This window comes from Bacteroidota bacterium, from assembly GCA_016706255.1.
In the GTDB taxonomy this organism is placed as follows: Bacteria; Bacteroidota; Bacteroidia; order Chitinophagales; family BACL12; genus UBA7236.
In genome coordinates, this window is record JADJJZ010000003.1 from 405017 (window position 1) to 419756 (window position 14740).

The 14740-nt window shown below is 39.3% G+C and carries 9 protein-coding genes; 4 read left to right on the top strand and 5 right to left on the bottom strand.

The features are described 5' to 3' along the window. Window positions 1–6 precede the first annotated feature (6 nt). The 4 genes from ruvA to IPI65_03540 all read right to left on the bottom strand — a co-directional run bounded on the left by ruvA (window position 7) and on the right by IPI65_03540 (window position 5267). Complete coding sequence (gene ruvA / locus IPI65_03525) at window positions 7–594, bottom strand: Holliday junction branch migration protein RuvA (protein MBK7440614.1); 588 nt, start codon at window positions 592–594, stop codon at window positions 7–9. A 308-nt stretch (window positions 595–902) separates the two neighbouring features. Then, the gene (locus IPI65_03530; protein ID MBK7440615.1) at window positions 903–3185 is read right to left on the bottom strand and encodes an NADP-dependent malic enzyme; all 2283 of its coding nucleotides are present in this window, start codon (window positions 3183–3185) and stop codon (window positions 903–905) included. 129 nt (window positions 3186–3314) lie between these two features. Further along, complete coding sequence (locus IPI65_03535) at window positions 3315–3872, bottom strand: hypothetical protein (GenBank protein MBK7440616.1); 558 nt, start codon at window positions 3870–3872, stop codon at window positions 3315–3317. A gap of 603 nt (window positions 3873–4475) precedes the next feature. Further along, window positions 4476–5267, bottom strand: a complete 792-nt coding sequence (locus IPI65_03540; GenBank protein ID MBK7440617.1) for an enoyl-CoA hydratase/isomerase family protein — start codon at window positions 5265–5267, stop codon at window positions 4476–4478. Window positions 5268–5325: 58 nt separating this feature from the next. Here IPI65_03540 and IPI65_03545 point away from each other — a divergent pair, with 58 nt between their 5' ends. Together IPI65_03545 and scpA are read left to right on the top strand one after the other, a co-directional pair. Next, entirely contained in the window at window positions 5326–6540 is a 1215-nt protein-coding gene (locus IPI65_03545) for a hypothetical protein (GenBank protein MBK7440618.1), read from the top strand. 39 nt (window positions 6541–6579) lie between these two features. Further along, window positions 6580–8661: a methylmalonyl-CoA mutase gene (gene scpA / locus IPI65_03550; protein MBK7440619.1), complete on the top strand. Its 2082-nt coding sequence runs from the start codon at window positions 6580–6582 to the stop codon at window positions 8659–8661. A gap of 45 nt (window positions 8662–8706) precedes the next feature. On the opposite strand, the gene recQ is transcribed toward scpA, so the two are convergent. Beyond that, window positions 8707–10860, bottom strand: coding sequence for a DNA helicase RecQ (gene recQ / locus IPI65_03555; GenBank protein MBK7440620.1), 2154 nt, complete (start codon window positions 10858–10860; stop codon window positions 8707–8709). Window positions 10861–11529: 669 nt separating this feature from the next. Between recQ and IPI65_03560 the strand changes: the two genes are divergently transcribed. Both IPI65_03560 and IPI65_03565 read left to right on the top strand, forming a co-directional pair. Beyond that, a complete protein-coding gene (locus IPI65_03560) occupies window positions 11530–12246 on the top strand; it encodes a hypothetical protein (protein MBK7440621.1) in 717 nt (238 codons plus the stop codon). 110 nt (window positions 12247–12356) lie between these two features. After that, a complete protein-coding gene (locus IPI65_03565; protein ID MBK7440622.1) occupies window positions 12357–14648 on the top strand; it encodes a UvrD-helicase domain-containing protein in 2292 nt (763 codons plus the stop codon). The last annotated feature ends 92 nt before the right edge of the window (window positions 14649–14740 follow it).

Below are 14740 nucleotides of genomic sequence, written 5' to 3' on the forward strand. Positions count from 1 at the left end.
TCTTGTTTACAAGTTCTTCAATGCTAATTTAATCAAGCTTTCTACATTCGCGGGTGTAGGGTTCAGTTTCATCGCACTTCCAATAGCTTTTTCGCCTTGTTGACGTGTAAACCCGAGCATCGCCAAAGCACTTAACGCTTCTTCTTTCATAGTATTGTGTCCAAACCCAAAAGAATTTTCCGTTGCTCCTGTTCCCTTGCCAATCTTGTCTTTAAGGTCGATTACAAGCCGTTTTGCGGTTTTCGGACCTACACCTTTTATGCGTTGAATGAGCACATCATTTTCGGTTCTTATTGCTTCTTCCAGATCGCCCGGACTCATACTCGACAAAATCATTCTTGCCGTGTTGGTTCCAACGCCCTGAACGGAAATTAAACTGATAAATAAGTTTTTCTCACTTTCATCTGCAAACCCGTACAAAATCTGCGCATCCTCACGAACATGCAAATATGTGTGTATTTTCCCTTTATCCAAAGTTTGAAGCTTAGAAAAGGTATTTAAACTGATGTTTACCTGATACCCCACGCCGTTGCACTCCACTATAAAATACGCGGGGTTTTTTACTTTAAATTCACCGTTTAAGTATGCGATCATAATTGGTTAATTAGCTAATTAGCAAATTAGCAAATGGCGACTGCAGCGCAATCTGCGGTTTATTTGAATTTTTTACTTTACGTTTTCGATGTTGGTTGCATGAATGCAAACAACAAAATTTTATTTTGTCGATAAACACGAGGGTTAACACATGGGTTAACCCCTACAGGACCTTCGATTGGCAATCCGGGTGTTCTATCCGCTGTCCCATCAACACATTGTTCGTCGGGTTAACACATGGGTTAACCCCTACACGACCTTCGATTGGCAATCCGGTTGTTCCATTAGCACATCAGCACATTAGCACATTAACCCCGTTTCGATTTCACTTGTGCATCGGTTACCGCAATGGCAACCATATTCACAATTTCCCTTACTGATGAACCCAGTTGTAAAATATGAACAGAACGTTTCATGCCTAATAAAATTGGTCCTATTACCTCACATCTGCCTAACGAATGCATGAGCTGATAGCCAATGTTTGCTGCATGCAGGTTAGGGAATACGAGGGTATTTACATTTTTATCGGCAACCGCACTAAACGGATAATTTTCTTTCATCAATTCGTTGTTGAAGGCAATGTTTACCTGCATTTCACCGTCTACAATCATACCCGGAAAACGTTCTTTGAGCATAGTAACGGCGTTTCTAACACGAATGGTCTCCTCATTTTCTACCGACCCGAAATTGGAATAGGATAACATCGCAATTTTGGGTTGAATGTTAAACTGACGAACTGCTTTTGCAGTCAGTGCAGCTATTTCAACCAACTCTTCACTTGAAGGTGTAAAGCTCACGGTTGTATCCGCAAAAAATATAGGGCCCTGGTCGCGGGTTAAAACGATATGCATACCGGCTACACGGTTAGTGCCATCTTCTTTTCCGATGATTTGAAGTGCAGGTTTTATTGTTTCAGGGTACTGACGCGTTAATCCTGAAATCAGTGCATCAGCTTCACCGGTTTCCACCATCATGGCGCCGTAATAGGTGCGATCGCGCATCATTTTTTTGGCTTCATACAGGTTGATACCCCGGCGCATACGTTTATTAAAAAATAATTCGCCGAATTGGGCACGTTTTTCATCCTGTTCGCGGGCGCGGGTGTCAATAATCGGCACATTTTGAAGGTCTAACTGATTTTCTTCAATTATGGCTCTGATTTTATCTACCGGTCCTAATAAAATAGGTTTAGCAATACCCTCTTCCTTAACAATTTGGGCAGCTTTTAAAATTTTGAAATTATCTGCCTCAGCAAAAACCACTCTTTTTGGATTTTGTTTAGCTTTACTTGTGATTGCTTTTATCAATCGCTCTTCAAGTCCTAAGCGGTTTTCAAGCGATGTTGCATAATCATCCCAATCTGCAATATTCTTTTTAGCAACACCCGATTTAATTGCAGCTTTTGCTACAGCCGGCGCCACACGCGATATTAAACGTGGATCAACCGGTTTTGGGATGATGTACGTTCTGCCAAACTGAATATTTTTTTCGCTGTAGGCCATATTCACAAACTCAGGAACAGGCTCTTTTGCCAAACCGGCAAGTGCACGCACAGCAGCAACTTTCATGGCTTCGTTAATTTCAGTAGCCTGAACATCTAAGGCGCCACGGAAAATATATGGGAAACCCAATACATTGTTTACCTGATTAGGATGGTCGCTGCGGCCGGTTGCCACAATTACATCTTCGCGAGTTGCCACTGCTAATTCATAAGGTATTTCAGGGTCAGGATTGGCCAGGGCAAAAACGATAGGGTCTTTTGCCATGGTCATCAGCATTTCAGGGGTAACGATATTACCTTTCGAAAGCCCTACAAACACATCAGCACCAACCATTGCTTCAGCTAAAGTGGTTAGTTCAGTATCGTTAACAAACTGACTTTTATATTCATCTAAACCTTCGCGGGTTTTATTAATAACGCCCTGACTGTCGAGCATCATGATATTACTTCTTGTTACACCAAGGGAAACAAACAATTTGGCACATGAAATGGCAGAAGCACCTGCTCCGGAAACCACTACACGCACATCAGCCAAATTTTTACCGATTATTTCAGTTGCATTCAACAGCGCAGCACTGGCAATAATTGCCGTTCCGTGCTGGTCGTCGTGCATAATCGGTATTTTGAGCTCTTGTTTCAGGCGTTTTTCAATTTCGAAACATTCCGGGGCTTTAATGTCTTCGAGATTGATACCGCCGAATGTAGGCTCCATGGCTTTAACGATTTTTACAAAATCGTCGACATTATCGCAATTCAACTCAATATCAAAAGAGTCGATATCGGCATAAATTTTAAACAACAGGCCTTTACCTTCCATAACCGGTTTACTGGCTTCGGGGCCAATATTGCCTAGTCCTAAAACGGCAGTTCCGTTGGTAATTACCGCAACCAGATTGCCCTTGGCGGTATATTTATATACATTTGAAATATCCTCAGCAATTTCCAAACAAGGCTCTGCAACGCCCGGTGAATAAGCCAGACTCAAGTCGCGTTGTGTTTTAGTCGATTTGGTTGGAACTACTTCAATCTTTCCCGGTCTGCCGGATGAATGATAATCAAGTGCGTCTTTTTTTCTCAGTTTTTCGGGCATAAGCCTCCCTTTTTACCACTTTCTGGTGTGTGATGTAATATAAAAAACTCCTTCGGTTTAAACCCTAAGAAGGACGGCAAAAATAGTGACTTAGAACGGGATTACAGATGATATTTAGCGGAAAATGACTTATTCCTTATTTTTCACATACCTGACACTAAATCCGTTAGCTCTTCTAAAGGATGTGATGTCGAATTCGCCGGTGGATTTTGTGATATGGACGGCGTAAGCAGTTTGTTCTCCGTCGGGAGTTGCAGTCCAGTAAAATGCGTAAGTATCTAAAAACCCGAACAGGATTTCACCTTCATTAATATTGGCACTTTTGTATCCGCCGGCAACTAAATTAATGCCATAAGCCGTGTCAAACATTTTGAGACCTGCTTTGCTTAATCCGCCAAGGGTGTCAATTAATTCGTACCATTCATCCAAAGTTGGCAAATGCCATCCCGGAGGGGCCGCAGCTAAAGCATTACTGAAATAATATAAACGACCATATTTTGCATCCAAAGTGGAGTCGTTATTGTAGAAAAAACTTTTTGGTGTTTTATAATCCCAATTCACCGTCATCCACTCCTGATTCCCAATTTTTACCGAAGGAAAAGGTTTCTGAGCATTCACCTGTGCATGAACATCCGCACAAACAAATAGCATAAGCAGCATTAAACCCGTGTGTATTCGTTTTTTCATAGCTCCCAACTCCCACAAATATCGGGCTAAATTTTTATTCAAAATACAATTTCGGAATAGAACATTTATCCATAAACATACGTAAATCTGATATGTAAGGGCGGATGCAATTTGTCGCAACCATACGTAAATCTGATATGTAAGGGCGGATGCAATTCGCCCCTACATATCAGATTTACTTACATTATCGAAAAAAATGAAATTTGGTTGTTCAAAAAATCAATATCAAACTACCCACTCCATCCAAAAAATCAGCGTCCCGCTAGCGGGCATCCATCCCACAACCAATAAAAAAATCAGTTTAAATCCATCCAAATCAGCGACCCGCCTGCCGGTAGGCAGGTTCCAAAAAAATCCGTCCCCTATCCGTCCAATCCGTTCAACCCGTGTTCCCTTTAAACCACACCATCCAAAAAATCAGCGACCGCTTGCGGCATCCATCCCTACAACCTATAAAAAATCAGCCTAAATCATCCCAAATCAGCGACCCGCTTGTCGGGTTCCGCGTTCCTTTTTACTACATTATCCCCAAAAAAATCCGTCCAAAACCCGTTCAATCCGTTCAACCCGCGCCTGCCTGCCGTGGCAGGTTCCTTTACAAATTCACTTCCCCTTAAACTCCGGCTTCCGCTTCTCCAAAAACGCCGATGTCCCCTCAACAAAATCCTCAGTCTCCATGCATTGTCCAAACTGCGTGATCTCCCCCTGATAACTATCTCCAACATACCCACCACCTCTGTAATGGGCATTCACACACTGAATCACCTTCGATACAGCCACCGGCCCTTTACTCATTATTTTATTCAAAATTTCCTCACATTTTGCCATCAAATCGGCCTGCGCTACCACATGATTCACCAAACCCAGGTCTTTTGCCATGGCAGCATTGATGGAATCCCCTGTCATCAACAGTTCCAGCGCTTTTCCCTTGCCAATAAGTTCAACAAGTCGCTGAGTGCCTCCGTATCCGGGAATGATACCCAAATTCACCTCCGGTTGCCCGAAAATCGCGTTTTCGCTGGCTACACGTAAATGACATGCCATTGCGAGTTCACATCCACCCCCCAAAGCATAACCGTTTACAGCGGCTATAACAGGCTTGGTATAATTTTCAATTTTATCGAAAGTATCATGTCCGTTTTCACTCATTGTTTTGCCCTGAGCAGGCGTAAAATCAGCAAACTCAGAAATATCCGCACCCGCTACAAACGATTTTTCTCCCGCACCGGTCAATATTACACCCTTCACATCATCATTATACATGTATTCTTCAAACACCTCATCTAACTCTACAATAGTTTTAATATTCAGCGCATTCAGGTTTTTGGGGCGATTTATTGTGATATACAGGATATTGCCTTTTATCTCCGTTGTTAAATTTTCAAGTTGCATCATAATAATTTTTCACAAATATAAAGACGTTACAACAAACAGGTTTTAATACCTTTGAACAATGAATGAATTGTTTCATGAAATTGCGCCTGTTTCGGCAGACCAATGGCTTGCACAGGTGCAGAAAGACCTGAAGGGTGCGGGGTTTGAAGAAAAACTCGTTTCTAAAATCGAAGATATCGCCATACAACCACTGTATACCCGCAATAACTTACCCGAATTTGAAAAAGATGAGTCGTCCGAATTTTTATTGGATTTAGACCCTGAATTTACCGACGCAGTTCAGGATAACGGAACACAAACGCTCACCTGGAATGTTGCTGAAGAGATGTTGGTAAATGAAGATTCAGATATGAATACCCTCGTTACCGCAGCAAGAAAAAGAGGTGCAAGTTATATACGACTGAGCGTTACCTCCGATCGCGTTTGGGATCATGTGGTAAATGAAATTATCAAACTGACAACACCGGCAAATTTTACATTTAATATTGATGCCGATTTAAATGATGAAGATATTGTAAGTAAATGGCGCGACAGAGTTGGTTATTTAGGAGAGCGTGACCGTTTATTAATTGGAATTGAATTTGATCCAATTGGTTATTGGAATAAAAATGGAGAACCTGAACATAAAGGAACAGCATTTGCACATTTAGCAGATTTATTTTTCAGATTGAGCGGACATTTACATGATTGTCGGTTAGTAAAAATTGATGCAACAGCATTTGCTGAAAAAAATGATACTGCAGTTGAACAATTAGCGCAAACATTATTAATTACATCAAATTATTTCGACCAAATGGAAAAAAGAAATGTTCCTTTGGAAGAATTAATGCAATTGGTTTCATTCCGTTTTGGTATTGGCACCAATTTCTTTTTCGAAATTGCAAAATTGCGCGCATTTAAAATATTGTGGAACAATTTTGTGAAAGCTTACATGCCTGAAATGGATTTTATTCCAAACCCGGAAATTCAATGTGTTACAGCAACAGCATCATTTACAGAAAACGATGAACATAGTAATTTACTGCGCACCACCACAGCAGCCATGAGCGCAATATTAGGTGGCTGCGATGCACTAATTGTTGCACCTTTTTCAAAAAATGAAGACCCAATTATTGCACAGCAATTAGCTACCAATATTCAAAATTTATTGCGCTACGAAAGTTATATCGACCGTTACCGCGATGCAGCCAATGGCAGTTTTTATATTGAAAGTTTAACTGCATCAATTGGCGAAGCAGCATGGAACAGATTTGTTGAATTAAAAAGTAATTAATTACCACCCGAATAATTTACATTATTCAAAATAGTAAATATGAAACGCGATTTTAAAAATATTCCATATATCCATTATTCTATTAATCACGATATTGTTCAGCCGACTGAGGCATTTAATAATGTAATGGATTCACAACCGGGACTTGCACCGTTTTTGCGCGGGCCATACACTACAATGTATGTAATGCAACCATGGACGATCAGACAATATGCGGGATTTTCAACAGCGGAAGCATCTAATGCATTTTACCGGAAAAATCTTGCAGCGGGACAAAAAGGATTATCTGTTGCATTTGATTTGGCAACACATCGCGGATACGATTCTGATAACGAACGTGTAGTTGGTGATGTTGGTATGGCAGGTGTTGCAATTGATACTGTTGAGGATATGAAAATATTATTTGATCAGATTCCATTAGATCAAATGAGTGTGAGTATGACCATGAACGGAGCAGTTATTCCGATTATGGCATTTTATATTATTGCAGCAGAGGAACAAGGTGTGCAACCTGCGCAATTGGCAGGCACTATTCAGAATGATATTCTCAAAGAATTTATGGTGCGCAATACTTATATCTACCCACCTGCACCAAGTATGCGCATAGTGGCAGATATATTTAAATATTGTTCTGAAAAAATGCCAAAATTTAATTCCATTTCTATTTCCGGTTACCATATGCAGGAAGCAGGGGCAACACCCGAAATTGAATTAGCGTATACATTGGCAGATGGAATTGAATATGTAAGAAAAGGAATAGAAAACGGGTTAAAAGTAGATGATTTTGCTCCGCGATTATCGTTCTTTTTTGGCATTGGTATGGACCACTTTATGGAAATTGCCAAGTTGCGAGCAGCACGTGTGTTGTGGTATAAATTAATGTTGCAGTTTAATCCGCAAAATACAAAATCGTTGATGCTGCGCACGCATTGCCAAACATCGGGATGGAGTTTAACGGAACAGCAACCATTTAATAATGTTGCAAGAACCTGCATCGAAGCATTGGCAGCAGCATTAGGTGGCACACAAAGTTTACATACCAATAGTCTCGACGAAGCCATTGCATTGCCAACTGATTTTTCTGCACGCATTGCAAGAAATACACAAATATATTTACAGCAGGAAACCAATATCTGCAAAACAGTTGACCCATGGGGTGGAAGTAATATTGTTGAAGCGCTCACCGAAAAAATTATTGAGGATGCATGGAAATTAATTGAGGAAGTAGAAAAATTAGGTGGCATGCAAAAAGCAATTGAAGCCGGTATTCCGAAAATGCGAATTGAAGAAGCTGCTGCAAAAAAACAGGGAAGGATAGACAGTGCTACTGATATTATTGTTGGTCTTAATGCATTTATAAAAGACGAAAAGTCGAATTTCGAAATATTAGAGGTTGATAATTCGGCAGTGCGTGATGCACAAATTGATAGAATTAATCAGGTAAAAGCCAAACGAAATAATAACGAAGTAGAACAAATTTTAAATAAAATTACCGAATGTGCTGAACAGGGTAATGGAAATTTATTAGCATTAGCAGTTGAAGCAGCACGCAAACGCGCAACATTAGGCGAAATAAGTTTTGCCATGGAAAAAATATTTGGACGTTATACGGCAAATATTCAATCTGTTTCAGGTGTATATCAAAAAGAAGTTATGGACAACGAAAGTTTTACCACAGCACGTGCACTCAGCGATACATTTGCTGAAAAAGAAGGACGACGTCCCCGCATTTTAATTGCTAAACTCGGACAAGATGGTCACGACCGCGGCGCGAAAGTTATTGCTTCCGCATTTGCCGATATCGGATTTGATGTAGATATTTCTCCATTATTTTTAACACCGGCAGAAGCTGTGAAACAGGCTATCGAAAATGATGTGCATGTTATCGGTATTTCATCGCTGGCTGCAGGCCATAAAACGCTTGTTCCTCAGGTAATTGATTTACTGAAAGAACAAGGTCGTGGTGATATTTTAGTTGTTGTTGGTGGTGTAATTCCGCAACAGGATTATGAATTCCTTTATTCCGCAGGAACCTCATTTATTTTCGGTCCGGGAACTGTTATCTCTATTGCCGCAATCGATTTATTAAATAAATTATTGCATAACAATACAGAGGAATAAAAGCATATCCAGAATTACTTATTTCTTATTTTACTATAATAAATATTACCGCAACAAAAATTCCATGTGTGCCATCACCATGCGTATTTCGCCATAAGTGTAATCTTCACCCAATGCCTCTTTAATCGGGACTAATTTTCGTTCAGTAGCGCGACTGGCAACTTTGGTTATTTCTGCTATACTGTCAGGTTCTACCAATTGTGTAATCGGAATTTCTCCGGTTAAAATAAAATCTGCCAAATGGGTTTCAATTGTCGATTCTTTAAATCCCCTTTCTGCAGCAATTTCTTTTATCGATTTCCCTGAACGAAATAAATATAAACTCACCCGTTTTGTTTCAGCAGGTGTGGCAGATTTTGGAGCAGCCGGTTTTTTTACTTTCTTTTTTTGTATCAGGTCCATTCGCGTAGAATACTTATGTAATGTGCAATAACGAACAATGATATCTAAAAATAATTTCCCGTATTTTTCAATTTTCACTTCTCCAAAACCGGAAATATGTTCAAGGTCTTCCAATTGCATCGGATAAAAGGAAGCCAGCTCCTGCAGGGTAGTATCTCCAAAAACCATATATGGTGGAAGGTTTTCATTGTAAGCAAGTTTTGTCCTCAGCGAGCGCAATTGCTCAAATAAAATATTATCATATTCAACCGGGATTTTTTCCTTCGTAACCTTGCGTTCTTCAGCAATCGAAAAATAAACCTCTTCTTTACCCTGCAACACACGATGTCCTTTTTCTGTTATCGATACTTTCGGATAATCACTTCTTTCCTCCCGCGATAAATAATCCTGTTCAATTAATTCCTTAAAATAAATCGCCCATTTATCGCGCGAAATATCCGCACCAATACCATACGTTTTATATAGTTTGTGTTTCTCCCATATTTTTTCACTTTTGCTGCCACGTAAAAAATCAATTAAATAATTCACGCCAAATTTTTCCTCAGTCCGCATCACAGCGCTCAGTGCTTTTTGTGCAATAATTGTCGCTTCAAAATTGTTGCGTTTGCTTAAACAATAATCACAGCTTTGGCAGTTTCCACCGGAATAAACTTCATCAAAATATTCCAGCAGCAATTTCCGGCGACATTTATTCGTGTTACAAAAATTGGCCATCTGGTCCAGCTTTTTTAACATGATTTTCGCCTGCTCCTTATTTTCCGATTCAGCAAAACGGCGCATGTTAATCACATCACCATAAGAATAATATAAAATGGCATCACTCGGCAATCCATCACGACCCGCGCGACCGGTTTCCTGGTAATAACTTTCAATGTTTTTCGGGAGATTATAATGTATTACAAAACGCACATCCGGCTTGTCGATACCCATGCCAAAAGCAATGGTGGCAACAATGATATTTATTTTATCCTTTTTAAAATCTTCCTGCACACGTGCCCGCGACTGCGCATCCATACCGGCGTGATAATAACTCACCAAATAACCCTCATCACTTAATTGTTGCGAAAGTGTTTCTGCGCCGTTGCGACTTAACGTATATATAATACCGCTTTGATTGGGATGTGCTTCAATATATTCCACAATAGAACTCAACGCGTCCTTTTTCGGCTCAATAAAATAATTAATATTCGCGCGATTAAAACTCGAAATAAATATTTTCGATTGTAAAATATTTAATTTAACCGCAATATCTTTTCTGGTAATGGCATCCGCACTTGCTGTTAATGCAATAATGGGAACCTTTGGAAATTTTTCTTTTAAAATTGCCAACTGCAAATATTCCGGTCTGAAATCGTGACCCCACATGCTCACACAATGTGCTTCATCAATGGCAAATAAATTTATTGGCAGCGATAACAAATAATCCAAAAACCGGCCCCCTTCGCTCAATATACGTTCCGGAGCAACATACACCAATTTAATTTCATTATTATTAATTCGGTTAATCGCAATACGTTGCGCATCCGCAGTCATCGAACTGTTTAATGCAATAGCCGGAATTCCGTTGGCATTTAATCCGTCCACCTGGTCTTTCATTAATGCAATTAATGGCGAAACCACAATCGTAATTCCATCCATAATCATCGAAGGCACTTGAAAACAAACCGATTTTCCGCCACCGGTGGGCATAACAACAACAGCATCTTTTTTAGCAAGAACATGATTAATTATCGCCTCCTGCTGATCACGGAAATTATCGTATCCGTAATATTTTTTTAGAATTTCTTTAGGCGTCATAAGAGATATTTGATTCAAAAGTAAGGCTTATCGTGGTGTATCTCCAAACCAAAAACGAACTTAAGCGGTTAGAGACATTTACGCTATTAATTTACGGGCATTTTTTCAGAAAAATATTTTTTGGGCAGCACAATTTTTCACACAATATAAATCCCAACCGGCTTTTCGTTGCAACAAACCTATCAAGCAACATTTTTCCAAGTTGTACGTGAGCGCTGGATGAAAATAATTTAGCAGTAATGTAGTCCGCACTCCAAATTCGGCTGTTAATCAGCACATCAGCACATCACCATATTAGCACATTAGTTTGTTTGTTTCCACTACAATCCGGTGCAAGAGTGCATGCATCCTCTTTATCATCTCAAACAATCTTTCGCTCCTACAGAGTTATGTGAAAATTAATTAGCAATTTGGCCGATTAGCAAATTAGCTAATTGGGGTTTATTATCCGAATGGAAATCTCAGTACAATTTAGCAGATTAATTAGCAGTTAATTAAGTAATTCGGAGCTAGGGTCAATATTGATTGACCCCAACAGCGCTCCGAATGAATTTTTTACTCAGATTCGGCTGTTAATCAGCACATCAGCACATCAGCACATAACCCCATCAGCTAATCAGCTAATCAGCTCATCAAATTACTATCTTCGAACATCAATTACCTTCACCTATGGCAGTTAAAAAACTTACAAGAGCACTTAGCCTCAAAACGAAAAACTACCGCAAAGTGGCGGTTATTGAAATTGTACTTATTTTTTTAGTGCTCATACTTGGTGATATTACCGTTAAACTTGATTTCGCGAATCCGCATACTTTAGTGTCTTCAGTGTTGTTAATTCCGGAAGCAGTTTATCTGATAATTTTATTTCAACTGGCACAGTTGTTAAATCCCGATAAACGCACCCAAACCTTTATTAAAATTGCGATAGCCTGTATTTTTATTATTTCATTTATTGCCCTGAACCCTTTTATTGATGTTACTGCAATTAAAGTAAATTTATTAATTGCGACACATATTTTATTGTGTAGTATCGAGTGTTATATTATTGCGCTCGGACTACGCGATATTTATGCGGAAAATTTGCATATCAGCGAAAGGTTATGGGGTTCGGTTGCTGTTTATTTATTAATTGCTTTGGGCTGGGCGAGTTTTTACGAGGTGTTTTTATTAATTGACCATTCTGCACTTGGATTTGCCCTGGAGCCCGGTTATCAGACATACTCCGAAAGTTTATATTTTAGTTTGTGCAGCATCAGTGGAACCGGCTCAGCTTATCCGAATCCTACACACATAATCCGAAACCTGGCGCTTATTGAGTCGGTTTGGGGTGTTTTGTTTTTGGTGATGCTCATTGGGCGTTTATTTTCATTACCCGCAAAAGATTAAATTTTTTTCCAACCACTAAAACAAAGCCGGAAGCATTTAACAACACTTGCTTTTTATATTTCAACAGCCATTTGTTGTATAAGCCTGCAGCTTTGCCGTATTTTTATACCGTGAAATTATTAGATACTTTAAATGAAGCCCAATTGGCGGCCGTAACCAATATCTACGGCCCAACGATGATTATTGCGGGTCCGGGCTCAGGAAAAACCAGAGTGCTTACCTTCAGGGTTGCTTATTTAATGCATACCGGAATCGATCCGTTTTCCATTTTAGCCCTCACCTTTACCAATAAAGCAGCGCGAGAAATGAAAAACCGTATCGAACAATTGTACGGTACCGAAGCACGCAATTTGTGGATGGGCACTTTCCACTCCGTATTTTCCAGAATTTTACGCAGCGAAGCCGATAAATTAGGTTACCCTTCCAATTTTACAATTTATGATACAGAAGATGCAAAAAATCTGCTCAAAACAATTGTGAAAGAAATGGGTCTCAACGATAAGTTATACAAACCCGGTTATGTATTATATCGCATCTCCCTTTGTAAAAATAATCTCATCGGTCCGGAAGCTTATGCAGTAAATACCGACCTCATTAGTGAAGACGAAGGTAATGGTCGCCCGAAAATGGCTGAGGTGTATAAAAATTATACGAAACGTTGTTTTCGCGGCGGCGCAATGGATTTTGATGATTTATTATTAAAAACACATGAACTGCTCGAACGTTTTCCTGATGTATTATATAAATATCAACATCGTTTTAAATATGTAATGATTGATGAGTTTCAGGATACTAACTTTTTACAATATTCTATCGTAAAACGCATTGCTGATGTATTTCAGAATATTGCTGTTGTTGGTGATGATGCGCAAAGTATTTACGCTTTCCGCGGTGCAAGTATTGCTAACATTTTAAATTTCGAAAAAGATTTTCCCGAGGTAAAAACATTCCGCCTCGAACAAAATTACCGCTCTACAAAAATTATTGTGGAAGCCGCAAATCATATCATCGGAAAAAATCAAAATCAGCTAGCCAAAAAAATATGGACCGATAATGTGGAAGGCGATACCATAAAGGTAATTCGCGCCATGAGCGATAATGAGGAAGGTCGTATGGTAGCAGACAGTATTTTTGAACAGCGTATGCGCGACCATATTAAGAACGGTGAATTTGCAATATTATATCGCACCAACGCTCAAAGCCGCGCATTTGAGGAAGGTTTGAGAAAACTCAATATTCCTTATCGCATATATGGAGGTATTTCTTTCTACCAGCGAAAAGAGGTGAAAGATTTAATCGCTTATTTAAAATTAACAGTAAACCCACACGATGAGGAATCATTTAAACGTGTAATTAATTATCCAGCACGCGGAATTGAAAAAACCAGCATCGAAAAATTAATGGTTTACGCGGCAGACAATGATAAAAGTTTGTGGACCATGTCGGAAAATATTGACTTGTTGCAATTTAATTCCGGGACAAGAAAATTATTCGCCGACTTTGTTACCATGATCAAAAGTTTCCAGACCATGCTGGATAAAAAAGATGCATATGAAGTTGCGAGTCATGTTGCTAAATCTACAGGATTATTAAAAGAATTATACAACGACCAAAGTGTTGAAGGTTTAAGCCGTTATGAAAATATTCAGGAACTACTCAACTCTATAAAAGAGTTTGTAACACCTGATGAAGTTGATTCACCTGAATTTGTGCCAACGTTTACCGATGAACTGAAGGAAGAAAAAACGCTGAGCAATTATTTGCAACAGGTTGTTTTACTTACCGATGCAGATGCTGAAGGTAATGAAGATGAAACAGTAAAACTCATGACCATTCACGCTGCGAAAGGTTTGGAATTTAAAAGTGTATTTGTTGTAGGTCTGGAAGAAAATTTATTTCCGGGCACCTTATCCGTTTCCTCACGTGAAGATTTGGAAGAAGAACGCCGATTGTTTTATGTTGCGGTTACCAGAGCTGAACAAAAACTCACCATCACGCATGCTGCAACGCGATATAAATATGGTAATCTGGAATATTGCGAACCAAGCCGCTTTTTAGAAGAACTGCCACAAAATTTATTGCAATATGTAGGTTATAATTCAAAAAGTTGGACTGAAGAAAAAAGTAACAAACAATATGAAAACGGTACTCCGGTTACAAAAGTAAAACCTACAGTTCCGGTTAACACATATATCCATAAACCATCTGATAGTTTTGTCGCAGCATTTCCGGAAGAGTTACAATCAGGAATGGACGTTGAACATCAAAAATTCGGGTATGGCAAAATTCTGGCAATGGAAGGTGCTAACGATGGTAAAATGGCAACCATATTTTTCCAGAACGCAGGTCAAAAAAAGTTATTGTTAAAATTTGCGAAACTGAGTATAGTAAAATCTGCATAACAGCAGCAATTCATCACAGGAATAATTTAATTTATTGAAACCGGCTCAAACTATTATCAACCTCTGGTCAGGTCCGCGGAATATTTCTACGG

Bases quoted from the DNA above. Each gene is read 5' to 3' on its own strand.
- scpA (MBK7440619.1), top strand. From the start codon at position 6,580: ATGAAACGCGATTTTAAAAATATTCCATATATCCATTATTCTATTAAT.
- ruvA (MBK7440614.1), bottom strand. From the start codon at position 594: ATGATCGCATACTTAAACGGTGAATTTAAAGTAAAAAACCCCGCGTAT.
- IPI65_03530 (MBK7440615.1), bottom strand. From the start codon at position 3,185: ATGCCCGAAAAACTGAGAAAAAAAGACGCACTTGATTATCATTCATCC.
- IPI65_03540 (MBK7440617.1), bottom strand. From the start codon at position 5,267: ATGATGCAACTTGAAAATTTAACAACGGAGATAAAAGGCAATATCCTG.
- recQ (MBK7440620.1), bottom strand. From the start codon at position 10,860: ATGACGCCTAAAGAAATTCTAAAAAAATATTACGGATACGATAATTTC.
- IPI65_03560 (MBK7440621.1), top strand. From the start codon at position 11,530: ATGGCAGTTAAAAAACTTACAAGAGCACTTAGCCTCAAAACGAAAAAC.
- IPI65_03545 (MBK7440618.1), top strand. From the start codon at position 5,326: ATGAATGAATTGTTTCATGAAATTGCGCCTGTTTCGGCAGACCAATGG.
- IPI65_03535 (MBK7440616.1), bottom strand. From the start codon at position 3,872: ATGAAAAAACGAATACACACGGGTTTAATGCTGCTTATGCTATTTGTT.